Source organism: Pseudomonas sp. WPR_5_2, from assembly GCF_003634475.1.
In the GTDB taxonomy this organism is placed as follows: Bacteria; Pseudomonadota; Gammaproteobacteria; order Pseudomonadales; family Pseudomonadaceae; genus Aquipseudomonas; species Aquipseudomonas izuensis.
The window spans coordinates 1840161-1858498 of sequence record NZ_RBLA01000001.1; the positions used below are offsets into that span (position 1 = coordinate 1840161).

An 18338-nucleotide genomic window follows, 5' to 3' on the forward strand; every position below is an offset into this window, starting at 1 on the left:
CGAGACCATGTTATGAAAAAAATTGCAATCTTCATTGATACCGTTAACGCGGCCCAACAATCCGCCATACGCGAATTTTTAACTAAAAATACACAAAACACTTACGTCGGGTTGAATTTAAAAAAAATCACCCCTCATCCTAACTTGACAGATGCAAAAGATACTCAATCCTTTTTGGATTTCTGTTGCAATGCCAATGATCTAATATTGGTTGCGGCAGACAACTATACCGTTGACGAAAAAATGCTGAACAGCTTTTTCTCGAACAGCCTTGGGAATGTTTGGCATATTAAAAGCGATGGAAATCTTACAAGATACCGATTGAACCCGAAAAAAAAATCGTCAACACTACTGGTTTTTCCTGGCTCGATCCTGCCACTAACACTAGGGTCGCACCAACGTACATTCAACTTGCTGTTCAATCTTGGCAAAAACGGCATATTGGTCGACCTATTGATCACCACCCCGAAAAATGTTAAGCAAAGCGAATTCCAAGCAGCACTTGGCACAATCTGCAACAACGTTTACATCTATAAAAACAATAAGAAAAAACATAGCACCGCCGTAAACACAAAGCGCTACCTTGAATCAAAAGCAAGAGCTCTCCTTGGCAAATCAAAAGAGTTGCCTGAGCTTTTTTCTGAGCGACTCAATACTCGACCTACAGAATCTTGCAAACGTTGGGTTAACTCTCTTTATCTTGAGAATAATTATGAGTCGGTGATCGTCTCCTACGCATGGATGATGGGCGCCCTCGACTACATAATACATGACAGCGAAAATTTCAAAGTCATCTGTGATACGCACGACGTTCAATTTACAAGAAACAACGAAATTCTTAGCCGAAAAGAACGGATTTTCTTCAATAGCCTGATAGAAAAAAAATGCGAGCTCAAGCAACTTAATACGTGCGACTCCGTACTTGCAATCTCTGTGTCCGATGAAGACATTTTAAAAAAATCACTAAAGAAATCCACAAACGTAATTCGAGCATCATCCGGTTTTGATTACGCCTTATCGCAAGTAAAAAACCGGTCACATGGTAAACCGTTGTATTTTGGTTTTATCGGTGGACAGATGTCGGCCAACGTCAAATCGTTGGTTCACATCCTTGATGAATGGTGGCCATCCATTAAAAAATATTCACCAGACAGCAAGCTATTCATTGCAGGTTCCATTTGTAAATCACAAGAAATTCTTCCTAAAATATTTCTTGATGAAAATATCGTCCCACTTGGCTTCGTTAATAGCATCAATGTTTTCTATAACAACATTGACGTATCACTTAACCCAGTTTTGGTACAGGGAGGCCTGAACTTCAAAAGTGTGGAGGCGGTATTCGCCGGAAAGCATCTCATTACAAATAAACTTGGCCAAGAATGCCTCGGAAGTGAATTCCCTTCGACTATAGCCAACCAGCCTGATGACATCGTTGAATTCATGTCCAAATACGAGTTTAACCTTAAAAAAGACTACGACATTCGAATTGCAAATCAAAACAAAGCAAAACAACTATTTGCCAATAAAAAAACCTATCTTGAGCTGGTAAATTATCTTGCTGGCCAGCAAGCATAATCTACAAGCCAATATCAAAGTTATGCGGTCGGGATTTATATTTTCGACTTCATAAACCATTATTTTTTTAAAGCGAATACGACCATCATAAAAATCACTTCAACCATCGAATGCTCCAATACCGCTCCTTTCGTCCTCTTCGGCGGCATCAACGTTCTTGAATCTCTGGACCTGGCCCTGACCACCTGCGCCGAATACGTGCGAGTCACCGAAAAACTGGGGATCCTTTATGTATTCAAGGCGAGCTTCGACAAGGCCAACCGTTCGTCCATCCACTCCTATCGTGGCCCTGGCATGGAAGAAGGCCTGCGCATTTTCGAAAAGTGAAGGCTGAATTCGGCGTGCCAGTGATTACCGATGTGCACGAAATCTATCAGGCGGCTCCAGTAGCTGAAGTTGTTGACGTTCTGCAACTACCTGCATTCCTGGCACGCCAGACCGACCTGGTGATGGCCTTGGCCAAGACCGGCAAGCCAGTGAACATCAAAAAACCGCAGTTCCTGAGCCCGTCGCAAGTGCAGAACATTGTGCACAAGTTCAAGGAAGCCGGTAACGACCAACTGATCCTGTGAGATCGCGGAACATGCCTGGGTTATGACAACCTGGTAGTGGACATGCTCGGCTTCGGCGTAATGAAGCGTACCTGCACGAATCTGCCGATCATTTTTGACGTGACCCACGCTCTGCAACAACGTGACCCGTCCGGCGCAGCTTCCGGAGGTCGTCGCGAGCAAGTGGTTGAACTGGCACGTGCTGGCATGGGTGTTGGCCTGGCGGGTCTATTCCTGGAAGCGCATCCAAACCCGGATCAAGCCAAGTGTGACGGACCTTGTGCCCTGCCGCTGGATCAACTGGAACCGTTTCTGGTGCAGATCAAAGCCCTGGATGATCTGGTCAAGTCGCTCCCTCCGCTGAGCATCGCCTGAGCCAAGTCTGCTGAATCAAGGATTGTGAACATGGTTAGTACTAAACAACGGGTCGCGATTGTCATTCCGGCCCGTTATGCCTCGAGCCGCCTGCCGGGTAAGCCGCTGGCTGATATAGCCGGCAAGCCAATGGCGCAGCACGTCTATGAACGTGCCCTGCAAGTTGCCAACGCTCAAGTGGTGGTAGTTGCCACTGACGACGAACGCGTTGCACAGGCAGTAGGGGCATTCGGAGGTGAATGTGTAATGACTTCACCCGATCATCCGTCCGGAACCGATCGACTGGCCGAAGTCATGACCCAGATCGATGCCGACATCTACATCAACCTGCAAGGGGACGAGCCACTGGTGCGTCCGGCGGATATTGAGTCGCTTGTTACCGGCATGCTGGCCGACGAGAACGTGAAGGTCGGCACCTTGTGCCACCCGATCGAGGCTCACGAAGCCAGTAACCCCAACGCAGTGAAAGTCGTGCTGGCCAATAATGGTAATGCCCTATATTTCAGCCGCTCGCCCATCCCCTACCCGCGCGATGGCGAAGCAGTTCAGTACCTCAAGCATGTAGGAGTTTACGGTTATCGTCGCGATGTCCTGGCCGACTACGGCAGCCTGCCGCAGCCGATGCTGGAGCACGCGGAGAAGCTGGAGCAACTGAGATAATGGCTGCGGGTTATTGCATTCGAGCATACCAGGTCACACCAACTGGCCCGGGCGTGGACACGCCTGAGTGCCTGGAGCAAGTGCGAGCACTGATGGGTGGCCAGTCACCTGCCCCGCAGCCAACACTGAGTGACATCCGCTTGGTGACCACCGATGTGGATGGCGTGCTCACCGACGGAGGCATCTATTACGATGCCTCTGACGAATGTCTGAAACGCTTCCATGTGCGTGACGGCATGGGCATGCGCCTGCTGGAAGAGAACGGTGTGCAAGTAGCGGTGCTGTCGGGGCGTGATTCGGCGACGCTACGCAAGCGCGTAGCTGACTTGGGCATTACCCTTTATCAGTTCGGCGTGAAAGACAAGAAGTCGGCATGCAACCAGTTGATGGCCGAAGCGGGTGTCAATGCCACACAAACCGTGTGCATCGGTGACGACTGCATCGACCTGCCAGCCTTTGCGGCCTGCACCTTGTCGTTCGCCGTCTCCGATGCGCCGGCGTATGTGAAAGCTGCAGCTAGTTATGTGCTGAATGCGGCGGGCGGTACTGGGGCGTTTCGTGAAGTGGCCGACGCTATCCTGTTTGCGCAGGGTAAGGATGCGGTACTGCGCACTGAAGCGGGTTATGCGCAGGTGATGACAAAGATGGCTCAATAATAGATGAATACTCAGAGAGCAACGGGGTCGAAGCCTGACCCTGTTGTTACTCATCATAACGACAGCTATTAATTTAGAGCATCATTATATGCTCCATACTTAAGAACTCGTCGCCAATTCAAAATCGGATCAACCCAATTAAATACAACGATATGCAAAACACTAAAAATCAAAAAAACAAAATAAATCAATAGCCTTAATAACCTACAACTTTTTCACAACAATACAAAAACATCACACCACTCCCAGCCAAACCCTCTATACAAAATCACACTTAAAGCACTCACACAAAACACACTCTAACTATCACACCGAATACCCCCCTTCGTAAGGTGGAATGCAGCGCACCAAAAAGCGCACCGCTAGAGCTAAAAGGAGAGCATTTATGATGTTCAACAACGCTCTCCCCACCACAAAGACCTTAAACTACATTAGGACTTATCGATAAGATATTTCCTTTCGAATTCCCCACTTGACAACATATCCATCACGGCTCGAGCAAAATCATCTTTAGATTGCCCTGCAGGGTTATTAAGAAAGGGTTGTGGCGCATTAGAGCTTACGAAGCTTCTAAATTTAAAGCCCAGTTCATTTCTAACAAAATACTGAGTTATACAAAACAGCGAACTCTGATCCAACCACCAAGATTTTAAACTACGCGAATCATAAACCGCCATCATGTATTTAGATAAGCTTTCGGCATAAGCCACACCTAACTGGCTTTTTTTGAAAAACATGTACCCCCCACTAATGGAGTTCCATGGAAATTTTCTGAAAGAATCTGGATTTGTTGCTGTATTCACCCCAATATCACTTTCACCAACGTAATTTTTTACATCCCTGAGATCCCCAATAACAGCAGAATCTATATCACCAACAATCACATCCGAAGAGTAATGCTTGATTATTCTGTGAGCAATCAGAAATCGAGAAATCGCATAAAATGTTACAGTGATGTCAGCTGGCTTGGCCTCAAAAGAATATTTTGCCTCAATACCCACTGCGGATTTAGCTATTGAGTTAACCCTTATAATTTCAGCTTCAACATTTTTACGTTCACCAATAATATGAAAATGAACCGTAAGAAACTTGTTCGACTTTGAAATAGATAAAATCAAAAACTCAGAAAAACGTTTGAAATACCCTTCATCACAACCCAATAAGAATACCAAATCGGTGTCACAAGGGTCGCCAAACTCTATAGATTTACGACTCAACTCTGAATTTGCAATTATATCGCGAGTCGTACTTAGCGTTTTTAACGTAAAACAGCCAAAAGCAGCTTTATGCACAATCGGATAATTTGCATTGTATGGATCAGATAACGATGCGGCCTTCTCAAAAAAGAATAACGACTCATCAACGTTATTTTTATAAAACTGAATTGCGCCAAGGTACAAGGAAGACCATGGCCTCTCACCATTTCTTGCTACATCCGCATCACATGTCTTTTGAAGTTCATTTATTACTCCATCTCTGACTTCTTTATTTTTTTCTCGCCTTGCAAGCTTGAAATACTCATCGGAAAATATTTCAAATGCCTTGGAGTACCCAGAAATATCGCTATCAGGATCGAGCTCAAAAATTGTTTTAAGTATAGACAACCCAAGAAATTCACTACCCGACTTTAAAAGACAAAGCCCCAGATGATTTATTGCGGAAATCCACTCTGGATGAGTATATGTACACATTTGAAAGTGTGGAATAGCATCTTTATGCCTCCCAAGTCTATGCAGCGCCAGCCCATATTCATACTGCGCCTCGATCCAAGAAGGATCAAAGTCAACCACCTGCCTAAAAGCATCTGCGACTTCGAGTTTTCTTCCGGTTCTGCGAATTTGAAAAAAGGCATCAGAAGCATCTATGTTTCTTCTTCGGGCCTGCTTGATAGTTTCAATCTGAGCTTTAAACATTTATTATTCCTTTTCGCGAATCGACTCATACTGTTTTCGCGACAGACCTTTATGGCACACTTCAAATATGAACATTATTACTCTAGCAATTCAAGATACCTAGATGTAGATCTCGCCCCCCCTCAAAAAAACCAGCTGAATATCATAAATAATATTTACATAAATCGAAAGCACTTTTATGATGATGAATCACGACTTTTTACGAATATCGTATGACGCAGAACCACTGAGAAGCTTAACCATAAGCGTTCGAATTGGGATTACATCGCCCCACACCCTTCAACGCTCATTCTTCAATGTCTAGCAGCATGCTTTCACGCGCTGAAAAACCGGCCTTAGGGCACCCATTACGGTCCAGAGCGCCGCGCAAAACCTAGAAAATTTCGCTAATGCAGGTCCATTATTCATGATACTAGCCATTGATCATGGCCTGCGGGATGAATGCCATACTTAAATGGTTTGGGCGCAGTACTTGCCTAGAGGCTACCGATCAACCACACGCAAAAACTCCGCCACGCGCGAAAAATTAAGCAGCTGCGGCGAAACAGTTCGCCGAACCAACTAAAGATTTAATTGCGCGAATCTTGCCCCCATCAACTCGAAACAGCTGAAACCTATGACCAACCGAATAAACTCCCATTAATTTAACGCAGACATATTAGTGAACAGCGAGTTTTTTCAGATACACTAAAAACCCTAAGCACCTCAACCATTCCGCGTCATATAGTAATAAATCCCCATGAACGGTTTACACTCTTACTTGTGAAATTTTAGAACTCTCAACTTCACGAGACAGGTTATTCCACCCTCATTTAGCTTAATGGGGATTCGGTTTTTACCGCCTTCTTGGGTAAAGTTATAGTTCGGGGTCGCAAGAACCCCGGACATTGGAGGTTCGCTTTATCAGTCAAAAATCTCAACCACCCCCACTACAGTGCCATCGCTATTTGTGACAGCCAACGCACGAATCTTGTTGTCGAGCATATAGGCCTCAGCTTCCGACAACTGAGCATCATTCTTGATGGTATGCGGGTTGGCAGTCATGAAGCTGGCGACGTTTTGCCGTACCACTTCTTCAGTTTCCAGCAAGGCACGACGTAGGTCGCCATCGGTGACGATTCCGACCAATTTGCTCTCGTCTATGACCACGGTCAGGCCCAGGCGGCTTTGCGTCATTACCATCAGGCAATCATGGAAACTGGTATTCGGCGTAACAACCGGTGCCGGCGAGTGCATGACGTCGCTGACGCGGGTCAACAGCTTTCGACCCAGGCTGCCACCGGGGTGGTAACGGGCAAAGTCCATCGGCTTGAACTGAATGGCTTCGATCAACGCCACGGCCAGTGCATCTCCCATGGCCATGGTTGCCAGTGTCGAAGTGGTCGGCGCCAGGTTGTTTGGGCACACTTCCCGCTCGACGGAGATGTCCAGCCAGATATCCGCATGCTTGGCCAGGGTCGACTTTCCGTTGCCGGTCATGGCGATGAACTTGTTGCCGAAGGATTTCAGGCTCGGGATCAGCTTGATCAGCTCTTCGGTTTCGCCGCTGTAGCTGATCAGGATCAATACGTCGATCGGCTTGAGCATGCCGAGGTCGCCGTGGAAGGCTTCGGCCGGGTGCAGGAAGAAACTTGGAGTGCCGGTGGAGGCGAAGGTCGCGACCATCTTTTTCCCGATCAAACCGGACTTACCCATTCCACACACCACGGTGCGGCCTTTGCAGCCAAGGATAAGTTCAACAGCACGTTGAAACTCACCATCCAGGCGTTCTGCAAGTTGACTGATGGCTTGTGCCTGGGCGCACAGCGCTTCTTTGGCGATGGGAAGGTGGTTCATGGGGACGTTATCGTTCCTTGATTTTGGGGGCGCGTATGTTAGCGGCTCATTGCCAGCGAGGGAATGTCGATATCGCGGACGCGGCAAGCTGGAGCCGCTGCGTGAGTTTGTGGGCGCGCTTGCGTTGATGTCTGTCGGCGATTGTTACGCCCTCTTCGCTGGCAAGCCAGTTCCTACAATGTGCGAGGCCGTTTCTTGATTCGGTTTGATAGTCAAGCGCCTTGAACGGCTCGTCCTGACCGCTCATCGGACAAGTCAGTTTCCTACAACTGTCAAGTTTAAAAAAATCACATTTTTTGTGAAAAAGTTGTTAGAAAAGGGGCGTTTTGGTGAATGGCAGTTGGCCATTTGTATTATCATTTACGCCACATTTGATTGAGCATTTTCTTCAGGCACGTACTGATTCGTGACTGACAAAAGAGTGCGCTCGTTTATGGATATCTGCTGTTTTTTATGGACAATGCCGCTACACCTCGTCGCTCTTTGCTGATTTTGTCTAAAGGTGCGCAACAAATCCCCACCCTTTGCGCCTTGCTGCCCGAGTATCGGCTGCTGCGTGGAACGGTGCGCGATATTGTCCAGGCCGATGAAGTCCTCGCGTGGGGGCGCAAACCCAGCGCATTGCGCGCCCAAGCCGTTGCTCGAGAGGCTGGCTTGCCGCTGCTCACCGTCGAAGACGGCTTTTTGCGCTCGGTAGGTCTGGGCGTCGAAGACCCACCACTGTCATTGATCGTCGACCCGCTGGGCATCTACTACGACGCCACCGCCCCTTCTCGCCTGGAACAACTGATTCCCGAACCGCTGACAGAAGCGCAGATGCTGCGCGCCCGTGCGTTACGGGCGAGCTGGTGCGAGGAGCGTGTGTCCAAATACAACGGCGCCCGCATTGAAACCTGCGTATTGCCGCAGCCCTGCGTGCTGGTGGCCGATCAGACCCGCGGCGATGCGTCGTTGCAGGGCGCTACTGTCGCTGATTTCCAGCGCATGCTCGAGGCCGCACTGGCCCGGCATCCACAGTGCACGGTGGTGGTGAAGGTTCACCCGGACGTGGTGGCCGGGCGCAAGCAGGGTCACTTTGACCTGGCGGCGCTGCGCAAACAGCCACGGGTTCATCTGATCAGCGACAACGTTCACCCGGCCGAGCTGCTGCCTGCCGTTCAGGCTGTGTATGTGATGACCTCGCAACTGGGCTTCGATGCCTTGTTGTGGGGTGTACCCGTGCATACCTTTGGCATGCCGTTCTATGCCGGTTGGGGTTTGACCACCGATGCCCTGCCCGCCCCTGCGCGGCGCCGCCCCGTCAACCTTGAACAATTGCTGCATGCCGCGCTGGTGGAGTACCCACGTTACGTCGATCCGGAAACGGGTGCGCCCTGTCAGCCGGAGACCGTTTTGGCGTGGCTTGGTTTGCAACGGCGGATGCGCAGTCGGCTGCCGAAAGATTTGCGGATGGTCGGCTTCAGCAAATGGAAACAGCCATTAGTGCTGGATTTTTTCAGTGGTTCGTCCATTCGTTTCCAGGGGCGTTTTTCCCGTCAGCGCGCCTCAACGGCGGTCATTACTTGGGGGTGTCAGCACGACACGCCATTGACCAAGAAATCTGGCAAGCACCTCGGCCGCGTCGAAGACGGTTTCCTGCGCTCCGTCGGCCTGGGCGCAAAAAAAACCCGTCCGCTGTCCTGGGTGTTTGATGACCTGGGCATTTACTACGACGCGACCCGCCCTTCGCGCCTCGAACACCTCTTGCAGAACGAACCGTGCAACCCGGGCTTGTTGCAACGGGCAGCGGCGCTGCGTGAAGCGATCTGTGCCGCCGGTGTCACCAAATACAATTTGCCTGGCACCTCGTGGAAACGTCCCGCCGGTGTCGAGAAAGTGATTCTGGTTCCGGGCCAGGTCGAGTCCGACGCCTCGATTCGGTACGGCGCTCATCGGATCCGGCGCAATCTTGATTTGCTCAAGGCGGTGCGCGAGCGCCATCCCTTGGCCTGGCTGTTGTACAAGCCGCACCCCGAAGTACTGGCGGGCACCCGTGAGGCGGGCGAAAACGAAGAACGCACCAGCGACTGGTGCAATCAGGTGGTCGGCGATGTGCCTTTCCACGAACTGTTGTCCGAGGTCGACGAGGTGCATGTACTGACCTCGCAATCTGGCTTTGAAGCCTTGTTGCGCGGTGTGCCGGTCACCACCTACGGCCAGCCGTTCTATGCCGGCTGGGGCCTGACCCGCGATCAGGACATGAGCCCCGAAGTCCTGGCACGCCGCACCCGACGCCTTACCCTGGATGAGCTGGTCGCCGCGACCCTGATCCGCTACCCGACCTATGTCAGCCGCATTACCCGAAAATTCACCACCCCCGAACGCACATTAGTAGAGATCCAGAACTGGGATGAAGTACGCACACAAGGAAGAACTACAACATGGCGAGAGATGATTCAGCGTTTGTTCCTGACCGCGTTGAAACCGCGCATGAGAAACTCGTAGTTCCTGTCGAGCGCCCCCAACGTCCGGTATCGGTGAAACCGCGCAACTCATTCCTGTTTCTGCAGGGCGTCAGTTCGCCGTTTTTCGCACGCCTGATCCAGGCACTGCGGGCCGAGGGACAGTGGGTCAAGTCGGTCAACTTCAACATGGGTGACATCCTGTACGGCAGCGGTGCGCGAGTGTTTTATTCGGCGCGCCCCGAGCAGTTGATGGACTTTTACAGCCAGTGCTTCAGGGCGGACCACATTACCGACGTGGTGCTGTTCGGTGACTGCCGTCCGGTGCATCAGCCGGCGGTGGAACTGGCCAGGTCGCTGGGCATTCGTGTGCACGTGTTCGAAGAAGGTTACTTCCGCCCCTACTGGATCACGCTTGAGCGCAACGGCGTGAACAATCACTCGCTGCTGCCCCGTGATCCGGAATGGTATCGGGAAGTGGGCAAGTACATCCCGCGTTATCAGAATGGCAATCCGTTCCACCTGTCCTTTGCCTCCCGGGCCCTTCACGACGTGATGTATCACATCGGTAGTGCACTGAATAAAGTGGTGTTCCCCCACTACAAAACCCACGCGCCCTTCAACGCGGCGGTGGAGTACGCCGGCTACATTCGCCAGGGTATTCGCCTGGCCCGCGCCCAAGGCCGCGATGCGGAGGTGATCAGTCAAGTGGCGCGCAATCGCCATCGCACCTTCCTGTTGCCACTGCAACTGGACAGCGATGCGCAGATCCGTGATCACTCGCCGTTCAAGCACATGAAGGATGTGCTCAAGCATGTAATGGGTTCGTTCGCCCGCCATGCCGGCAGTGATACGCGCCTGGTGGTCAAGAATCATCCCCTGACCCCGGGCATCGTCAACTACCACCGGATCACCCTGCGCATTGCCCACAAACTCGGCATCGCCGATCGCGTGGACTTCCTCGAAAGCGGCCACTTGCCGACACTGCTGTCCCACGTCGCGGGTGTGATCACGGTCAACAGCACCGTGGGCGGTTCATCGCTGATGCACAACGTGCCCACCATCGCCCTCAGCGACCCGATCTATAACCTCAAGGGACTGACCCACCAGGGCGGCCTCGACGATTTCTGGCACACGCCGGAACCGCCTGACACCACGCTGTTCCAGCGCTTTCGCAGCACCGTGATTCACACCACGCAGGTCAATGGCGGCTTCTATACGCGCTGCGGTATCGACATGGCCGTGAACAACTCGCTGGAAGTGTTGATGGCCAAAACCTCCAGGATTGAACGCTACCTATGACGCTGCAAAAAACACCACGTTGCATCCTGATCACCGGTGCCACGGGAGGCATCGGCGGTGCACTGGCGCCTGCCTATGCGGCGCCGGGCGTCACCCTGATCCTGCAAGGCCGACGCACCGAGCGCCTGGAAGAAATGGCCGGGCAGTGTCGTGCCGCCGGTGCGCGGGTCATCCTCCATGCGCTCGACGTTCAGGATCTGGTGGCGGTGCGCGAATGGATCACCCGCATCAGCGAAACCGAGCAGCCGGACCTGATCATCGTCGGTGCCGGCGTCAATACGGCCACCGGTCCGAACGCGGAAGATGAAGTCTGGGAACACTCCCAGGCCTTGATCGAAGTGAACGTGATGGCCGCCATCGCGACCGTGCAGGCGGCCTTGCCGGCTATGCGCGCGCGCAAACATGGCCAGATCGCGCTGTTCAGCTCCCTCGCTGGTTGGCGCGGACTGCCCGTCACCCCCAGCTACAGCGCCAGCAAAGCGGCGATGAAGGCTTACGGCGAAGCCATGCGCGATCTGGTCGCTGCTGACGGCGTGCGGATCAACGTGATCATGCCGGGTTATGTCGAATCGAAAATGTGTTTTGAAATGCCTGGGCCGAAACCGCTGCTGTGGAACCCGGACAAGGCTGCACAGCGGATTCGCCGTGGCCTTGCAGCCAACCAGCCACGCATCAGCTTCCCCTTCCCCCTGAACCTCGGATGCTGGGCCTTGAGTGTCATTCCCCCGCGGATGTCGTCTGTAATTTTGCGATGGCTGGACTACAGTGCCTGATTTTCTGAACAGTTCTTTCTGCTGGGTCATGACTGGCGGTTTTCTTCTCTCCTGCATCATCGAAGCGATGCTGATCCCCAGGCCGGTCTTGCGCCGCCCGCTGCGCAGCTGGCTGCTGCATGCCGGTGCATGGCTGTTCTCGGTTGCCCTGCTGTATGGCATGACCGGGCGCCCGTATTTCAGTGCCGTGAATGTGCTGGCCCTGTGGCTATTGATCGTGCTGGTGAGCAATTCGAAGTACCACTCGTTGCGCGAACCCTTTGTCTGCGCCGACTTTGAATACTTCAGTGATGCGGTGCGTTTTCCGCGCCTGTACCTGCCTTTTTTCGGCATTGGCAAAACGATCGTGCTGGCGCTGGCGTTTGTCGGCTATCTGGCCTGCGGACTGTATTTCGAAGCGGCCACTACCGATGCGGTGTCCGTAGGGGCAATGGCACTGGCCAGCGCGTTGGTGCTGCTGATTGCCGGGGGCTGGAAACCACTGCAACCCAGCTTCGATGCCAGTCTGGACCTGACCCGATGGGGTCTGGCCGCCAGTTTGTGGACCTACTTCCGGGCCGCCCGACGCAAGGTGTCCATCGACACCTTGCACTCGCCTTTTGCACTCAACCCGCAGGCGGTCAGCACCCCGTCCGACGTCGCCCTGCCCGACCTGGTCTCAGTGCAGAGCGAGTCGTTTTTCGACATTCGAAGATTGTGGCCCGGCATCCGTGAGCAGGTACTGAGTCAGTACGATGTGCTACGTAGCGAAGCCAGCGCCCATGGTCGCCTGCAGGTCGCGGCCTGGGGCGCGAATACCGTACGCACCGAGTTCGCCTTCCTGACCGGGATTGCCGGTGACACGTTGGGGGTTCATCGCTTCAATCCGTACCGCCACCTGGCTCGTCAGGGGCTGCCCAGCATCGCCGCCGAGATGAAACGCCGGGGTTATCGCACCGTGTGTGTTCACCCTTACGCGGGGAGTTTCTACGGCCGTGATCGCGTGCTGCCGGCACTGGGCTTCGATGAGTTCATCGACGTGTGCAGCTTCAATGACGGGCAAAAAGCCGGACCGTTCATTGGCGATTGTGCCGTGGCAGACAAGATCATCGAGCTGCTCGACGACAGCGCCCGCACCCAGCCCTTGTACATCCACGCCGTGACGATGGAAAACCATGGACCGCTGCATCTGGAGCAGGTGGAAGCGGCGGAGCTGCCAAACTGGTTCGATCGTCCATTACTGGACGGCATGCGTGACTTGGCGCCTTATCTGCGCCACCTGAGCAATGCCGACCGAATGCTCGGAAAATTGCGCGAGTACCTGTTGGCCAGCCCGACCTCGACCGGGCTGTGTTTCTTTGGCGACCACGTGCCGATTCTCCCGCAGGTGTATACCGCACTGGGCGCACCCGATGGCGATACCGATTACTTCATCTGGTCCAATCAGGCGCGCTCCTCCAATGCGCCCCGAACAATGGCTGTGGAGCAGCTGGCGAAGGCCTTCGTCGAGCAGTCGGTTAGCACCCGGTCATCCGTCAGGAAAGCGAACCGGGCCCAGACCGTAACTCATGATTGATATCGACACCGCCCCTTTGCAGATCGCCCTCGGCTCCCACTTGCCGGAGCCTGATGAATCGATCGCGCGGATGATCACTTCGGGTCGCAGCTCCCTGGCCTTCTTGCTCGGCGATGAAGCCTGCCGCTATCGACTGCTGGCCGGGTCGATCAACTGGGACCGGGTGCTGATCGCCTACCGCGATCGTACCCCCCTTGGCTATGCCGCCTTCAAGCACCATCGGCGCGGGCCTTTCTCGCCCGGTGCCGGGCCTTTTCTGCGCGAGTTCGGCCGGTTGCGGGGCGCACTGCGCTACCTGCTGTTCGCCATTATCGAAGGCCGGGAGTCGTACTACGGCTTTTATCTCTATGGTTTGCACGTGATCAAGCACGCACGTCATCAGGGCATTGCCCGTTCGCTGATGGCAGCGATTTTTGACCAGGCCCGGCAAGCCGGTCATGACCGGGTAGCACTGGAGGTCCAAGTGAAGAATCAACGGGCCCGACGGCTCTATGAGCAACTGGGCTTCAGCCGGGTCCGGGCCACGCCAGTGAATTGGCTGGGCCGCCTTCTACCCTTCCCCGCGGTGATCAACATGCGCCGCTCGCTGACATCCCAACCATGAGCCTTGAAGAGATGAGTCGATCAGTCCCCCTTGATTCACTGGTGGAAGGCCCCGGCTGGGTGGGCATCATGTCGCAATGGGTGATGTGGAAAGTCTTTCATCTGGGCGAGTTTCTTGACCCTGAAGGCCCACCACACTGGTTGTGGCGGCGCGGTCATCAACGGCCCGAAGGGTTGAAGGCAATTTCCGGGATCGGCTACAAAAGTTCGTCCGACCATGCCCGGGTGCTGTGCAAACGCTGGGGCATTCCCTATGTGGCGCTGGAGGATGGTTTTCTGCGTTCCTCGTCATTGGGGGTCGAAGGCGATACCCCGATGTCGATGGTGGTTGATCCCATCGGCATCCATTACTTGGCCGATCGACCGTCGTTGCTGGAAAACATCCTGCAAACCCCGCACACCCTGACCGCTGCGGAGCTGGCAACCGCCCGGTCGTTGATTGCCCTGATGCGCAGCAGCGGCATCGGCAAATACAACAACGCCCCGGATTTGAGCAAGGACGACGCCCTGGGCCGTGACAAGCCGCTGATCCTGGTGGTGGACCAGACCTACGGCGACTTTTCCATTCCTGGCGGCGGGCTTTGTGAAGCGGACTTCATCCGCATGCTCGATGCGGCGTTGGCGGAAAACCCCGGCGCGGACGTACGGGTGCGGATTCACCCCGACTGCCTCAATGGCCACAAGAAAAGCTGCCTGCTCGACGCTGCCCTTGCACGGGGTGTGGCGCTGGAGAATCGTCATGTGTCCTGGGCCTCCCTGGCGTGCCGCGCGCAACGGGTTTATGTCGGCACCAGCCAGGCCGGGCTGGAAGCCTTGATTCAGGGCGTGTCGGTGACGTGTTTCGGGCTGCCGTTCTACGCGGGTTGGGGACTGACCGATGATCGCTTGCCGATCCCGCGGCGTCAGGCCCGGCCAACGCTGGAGCAACTGGTTGCCGCCGCCTACATTCGCTATTGCCGCTATGTAGACCCCTTGACCGACCAACGCTGCGATGTGATGACCGTGGCCCGGCAACTGGCCCGGCAGAAGCAACAGGACAGTCAGTTTGCAGGTGCGTTGACCGTGCTTGGCGTGCCCCGGCGCCGGCAACCGGCAGTCCGCCGCTTGCTCGATAGCCGTTGGGGCCGTGTGAAGTTCACCCGCAATAGTGCTGACCTGATGACGGCAGTGGCGGGCGAAAACGGCAAGGTATTGGTGTGGAGCGACCATGAACCACATGATCTGTCGTCACGTGCCGCAGCACAGGGTGTACCGCTGTGGCGCATCACCCCGGGCAGCGCAACAGCCAGCTTGACCCTCAAACGCAATGACGACGATGAACAACAACTGCAGCACGTCCGCGGCATGCCCTGCAGCCAGGAGCAGGCGCAGGAGCACCAAGCACAACCTCGCCCAGGCCTGCTCGACAACTGCCCGCGCTATCGGCGAGTGCGCCGCTATCTCAAAGGCATGTTCTCTCTGTAACACCCGGGGGACCCGGTTTGTTGGCGAAGGCGTCTTCATTGACGCCGCATGACTCACGGCCGCCAAACCTGTAGGAGCCGGCTTGCCGGCGAAGGCGTCTCCATTGGCGCCGCATGACTCACGGCCGCCTTCGCTGGCGAGCCAGCTCCTACACAAATGCGTACACACGATGATGTTGTGGACGATACCCAACCTGTAGGAGCCGGCTTGCCGGCGAAGGCGCCTCGATTGGCGCCGCACGACTCATGGCCGCCTTCGCTGGCGAGCCAGCTCCTACAAAACAACTGCGTACGCACGGTGATGTTGTGGACGATACCCAACCTGCAGGAGCCGGCTTGCCGGCGAAGGCGTCTCGATTAGCGCCGCATGACTCACGGCCGCCTTCGCTGGCGAGCCAGCTCCTACACAAATGCGTACACACGATGATGTCGTGAACGACACCCAAACTGTAGGAGCCGGCTTGCCGGGGAAGGCTGCGGTCCGTACACATCAGGACCCAAACTTTTACGACGTCAAATCATCTGCGCACTAGCCTTACCTTTCTCCACCTTTATAGGAGGGCAAAGGATTGCCCACTCGCTCCCACGCTAATCAACTGCGCGCCGGCCGATATTCCCAGTCTGGACAAATCTACCTGCTCACTGCCGTGGCCCACCTGCGTGAACCGGTATTCCGCGATTGGCGAGCGGGACGTTTGGTGGTGGATCAATTTCGTCTGGCCAAGTCAGAAGGACGGGCAGATTCGCTGGCCTGGGTGGTAATGCCCGACCATTTTCACTGGCTGGTCGAACTCCAGAACAGCACGCTGCCCAGGTTGATGCTTACAACCAAATCTTGCAGCGCGAGAGAGATCAATGCCTACCTGGGTCGCTCAGGCCAATTTTGGCAAAAAGGCTTCCACGATCGCGCCATTCGCCGTGAAGAAAATCTGTTGGCCGTGGCCCGCTACATCATCGCCAACCCGTTGCGCGCGGGCCTGGTCAAGCGTGTTCATGACTATTCGCTGTGGGATGCCATATGGCTATAGATGCTAGAGGCGTTGCGATGACACTGCATGACTCACGGCCGCCTTCGCTGGCAAGCCAGCTCCTACATAAATGCGTACACACGATGATGTTGTGGACCACACCAAACCTGTAGGAGCCGGCTTGCCGGCGAAGACGTTTTCGTTGGCGCCGCATGACTCACGGTCGCCTTCGCTGGCGAGCCAGCTCCTACAAGAACGTTCACACCCTCACCTTTTGGACGGCACCCTTGCCCCGAACATTCGGCTGCTCGACTTATAGCTTTTGCAGTTCCTGCGCAACAATGGCGACGGTTTCGGCGATTTGTTCCGGGGTGTGCAGGCACGACACGAAAAAGCGTACACGCGCCGATTTCTCGGGGACCGCTGGATGCAGGATGGGTTGGGCATTGATGCCGCGACGAGACAATGCGCTGGACAATTGGGTCGCCTTGAGTGAGCTGCCGGTGATGACCGGAACAACCGCCAGGCCGGTGCTGGTGCCGGTGTCCAGGCCCGCTTCCCGAGCAAGTTCCAGGAACTGCCTGCCACGTGCCTGCAAGGTGGCGACGCGTTCGCCATCTTCTGGCAGGCATCGTAACGCAGCCAAAGCTGCCGCCGTCACCGATGGCGGCATGCCGACACTGTAGAGAAAGCCCGGCGCCAGGAATTTGAGGTGTTCCACCAGCGCCGACTCACCGGCGATGTAGCCGCCGCAACTGGCCAGGCTTTTGCTCAAGGTGCCCATCCAGATATCCACGTCACTGCCGGCCAGACCGAAATGTTCGCGAATGCCCTTGCCGGTCTGTCCCATGACACCCAGCGAATGCGCTTCGTCGACCATCAGCAACACCTGATGTTTTTTCCTGAGTTCGACGAAGCGTGGCAAATCCGGGAAATCGCCATCCATGCTGTAGATGCCTTCGAGCACCACCAACACCCGCTCGAAATGCTGACGCTGATCACTCAGCAGCCGGTCAACCGCCTCCCAGTCGTTATGGGCAAAACTGAGGCGCCGGGCGCCGGACAACTGAATACCCTGGAGAACACTGTTATGAATCAGTTCGTCATGCAGGATCAAATCCCGCGGACCGAACAGATAACCGATGGTGGTCACGTTCGTCGCATGACCGCTGACGAATGTAATAGCGTCGTCCACCTCATAGAGCCGGGCCAACTCCTGCTCCAGCTCGCGATGGATCGGCCGGTCACCCGACACCGGGCGGCTGGCCGAAACCGAGGTCCCAAAACGATCGATGGCCGCCTTGGCAGCTTCGACGACAACCGGGTGTCCTGAGTAGCCCAGGTAGTTATAGCTCGCGAAGTTCACGTAGAGGCTACCGCCCATGACGGTTTCGGCCCCCGCCAGGCCGTCGTGCTGCTTGAAGAACGGATTGACCAGGCCAAATCGCGCGGCGCCGTCGAGCATGATGCGCAAATGCTGATAGCCAGGGTGCTGGTCAAATCGGCAAAACTGCCCGAAGTCCTCGCGCCGGGTACCTTTGATGCTTTCCAGCGAGGGGCCTGGAGCGCCGTCGCCGCTTTTGCGCATGCGCCGCTCCAGGGCTTGCTGGATCAGCTTGTCCTTCATCGAAGTGGCAAGCCCGGACGTGGTTCTATTGGTCATGGTT

At 54.8% G+C, this 18338-nt stretch carries 13 protein-coding genes and 1 pseudogene; 11 read left to right on the forward strand and 3 right to left on the reverse strand.

All coding sequences use genetic code 11. From position 1 onward, the window contains the following. Positions 1 to 12: 12 nt before the first annotated feature. From BJ917_RS08140 to BJ917_RS32265, 4 genes and pseudogenes are all read left to right on the forward strand, one after another. Positions 13 to 1575, forward strand: a complete 1563-nt coding sequence (locus tag BJ917_RS08140; protein ID WP_121103023.1) for a glycosyltransferase — start codon at positions 13 to 15, stop codon at positions 1573 to 1575. Positions 1576 to 1659: 84 nt separating this feature from the next. Beyond that, positions 1660 to 2501, forward strand: a pseudogene (kdsA, locus tag BJ917_RS08145) (3-deoxy-8-phosphooctulonate synthase). A 30-nt stretch (positions 2502 to 2531) separates the two neighbouring features. After that, positions 2532 to 3161 (forward strand): 3-deoxy-manno-octulosonate cytidylyltransferase, encoded by a 630-nt coding sequence (kdsB, locus tag BJ917_RS32260; protein WP_256658521.1) that lies wholly within the window; start codon positions 2532 to 2534, stop codon positions 3159 to 3161. A 53-nt stretch (positions 3162 to 3214) separates the two neighbouring features. Beyond that, positions 3215 to 3817 carry an HAD family hydrolase gene (locus tag BJ917_RS32265; protein ID WP_256658522.1) on the forward strand — a complete coding sequence of 201 codons (603 nt, stop codon included), beginning with the start codon at positions 3215 to 3217 and terminating at the stop codon, positions 3815 to 3817. A gap of 431 nt (positions 3818 to 4248) precedes the next feature. Here the strand turns inward: BJ917_RS32265 and BJ917_RS08155 are convergent, their stop codons facing one another. Further along, positions 4249 to 5730 carry a tetratricopeptide repeat protein gene (locus BJ917_RS08155; RefSeq protein WP_121103024.1) on the reverse strand — a complete coding sequence of 494 codons (1482 nt, stop codon included), beginning with the start codon at positions 5728 to 5730 and terminating at the stop codon, positions 4249 to 4251. Between the two features lie 903 nt (positions 5731 to 6633). Further along, entirely contained in the window at positions 6634 to 7566 is a 933-nt protein-coding gene (locus tag BJ917_RS08160; protein WP_121103025.1) for an SIS domain-containing protein, read from the reverse strand. A gap of 453 nt (positions 7567 to 8019) precedes the next feature. Between BJ917_RS08160 and BJ917_RS08170 the strand changes: the two genes are divergently transcribed. The 7 genes from BJ917_RS08170 to BJ917_RS08200 all read left to right on the forward strand — a co-directional run bounded on the left by BJ917_RS08170 (position 8020) and on the right by BJ917_RS08200 (position 16731). After that, complete coding sequence (locus tag BJ917_RS08170) at positions 8020 to 10050, forward strand: capsular polysaccharide biosynthesis protein (protein WP_121103027.1); 2031 nt, start codon at positions 8020 to 8022, stop codon at positions 10048 to 10050. A gap of 32 nt (positions 10051 to 10082) precedes the next feature. Next, positions 10083 to 11309, forward strand: coding sequence for a capsule biosynthesis protein (locus BJ917_RS08175; RefSeq protein ID WP_121103028.1), 1227 nt, complete (start codon positions 10083 to 10085; stop codon positions 11307 to 11309). Continuing rightward, positions 11306 to 12082, forward strand: a complete 777-nt coding sequence (locus BJ917_RS08180; RefSeq protein WP_121103029.1) for an SDR family oxidoreductase — start codon at positions 11306 to 11308, stop codon at positions 12080 to 12082. The genes BJ917_RS08175 and BJ917_RS08180 overlap by 4 nt, the downstream gene beginning before the upstream one ends. Before the next feature lie 28 nt (positions 12083 to 12110). After that, entirely contained in the window at positions 12111 to 13637 is a 1527-nt protein-coding gene (locus tag BJ917_RS08185) for an LTA synthase family protein (RefSeq protein WP_121103108.1), read from the forward strand. After that, the gene (locus tag BJ917_RS08190; RefSeq protein ID WP_121103030.1) at positions 13630 to 14241 is read left to right on the forward strand and encodes an N-acetyltransferase; all 612 of its coding nucleotides are present in this window, start codon (positions 13630 to 13632) and stop codon (positions 14239 to 14241) included. Before BJ917_RS08185 ends, BJ917_RS08190 begins: the two co-directional genes overlap by 8 nt. A gap of 11 nt (positions 14242 to 14252) precedes the next feature. Further along, the gene (locus BJ917_RS08195; protein ID WP_121103031.1) at positions 14253 to 15704 is read left to right on the forward strand and encodes a capsule biosynthesis protein; all 1452 of its coding nucleotides are present in this window, start codon (positions 14253 to 14255) and stop codon (positions 15702 to 15704) included. A 568-nt stretch (positions 15705 to 16272) separates the two neighbouring features. Next, positions 16273 to 16731 (forward strand): transposase, encoded by a 459-nt coding sequence (locus tag BJ917_RS08200; protein WP_121103032.1) that lies wholly within the window; start codon positions 16273 to 16275, stop codon positions 16729 to 16731. Positions 16732 to 16984: 253 nt separating this feature from the next. Here BJ917_RS08200 and BJ917_RS08205 read toward each other — a convergent pair whose 3' ends face one another. Beyond that, positions 16985 to 18334 carry an aminotransferase class I/II-fold pyridoxal phosphate-dependent enzyme gene (locus tag BJ917_RS08205; RefSeq protein ID WP_121103033.1) on the reverse strand — a complete coding sequence of 450 codons (1350 nt, stop codon included), beginning with the start codon at positions 18332 to 18334 and terminating at the stop codon, positions 16985 to 16987. Positions 18335 to 18338: the final 4 nt, after the last annotated feature.

Bases quoted from the DNA above. Each gene is read 5' to 3' on its own strand.
- BJ917_RS08140 (WP_121103023.1), top strand. From the start codon at position 13: ATGAAAAAAATTGCAATCTTCATTGATACCGTTAACGCGGCCCAACAA.
- kdsB (WP_256658521.1), top strand. From the start codon at position 2,532: ATGGTTAGTACTAAACAACGGGTCGCGATTGTCATTCCGGCCCGTTAT.
- BJ917_RS08155 (WP_121103024.1), bottom strand. From the start codon at position 5,730: ATGTTTAAAGCTCAGATTGAAACTATCAAGCAGGCCCGAAGAAGAAAC.
- BJ917_RS08160 (WP_121103025.1), bottom strand. From the start codon at position 7,566: ATGAACCACCTTCCCATCGCCAAAGAAGCGCTGTGCGCCCAGGCACAA.
- BJ917_RS08170 (WP_121103027.1), top strand. From the start codon at position 8,020: ATGGACAATGCCGCTACACCTCGTCGCTCTTTGCTGATTTTGTCTAAA.
- BJ917_RS08180 (WP_121103029.1), top strand. From the start codon at position 11,306: ATGACGCTGCAAAAAACACCACGTTGCATCCTGATCACCGGTGCCACG.
- BJ917_RS08185 (WP_121103108.1), top strand. From the start codon at position 12,111: ATGACTGGCGGTTTTCTTCTCTCCTGCATCATCGAAGCGATGCTGATC.
- BJ917_RS08190 (WP_121103030.1), top strand. From the start codon at position 13,630: ATGATTGATATCGACACCGCCCCTTTGCAGATCGCCCTCGGCTCCCAC.
- BJ917_RS08195 (WP_121103031.1), top strand. From the start codon at position 14,253: ATGAGTCGATCAGTCCCCCTTGATTCACTGGTGGAAGGCCCCGGCTGG.
- BJ917_RS08205 (WP_121103033.1), bottom strand. From the start codon at position 18,334: ATGACCAATAGAACCACGTCCGGGCTTGCCACTTCGATGAAGGACAAG.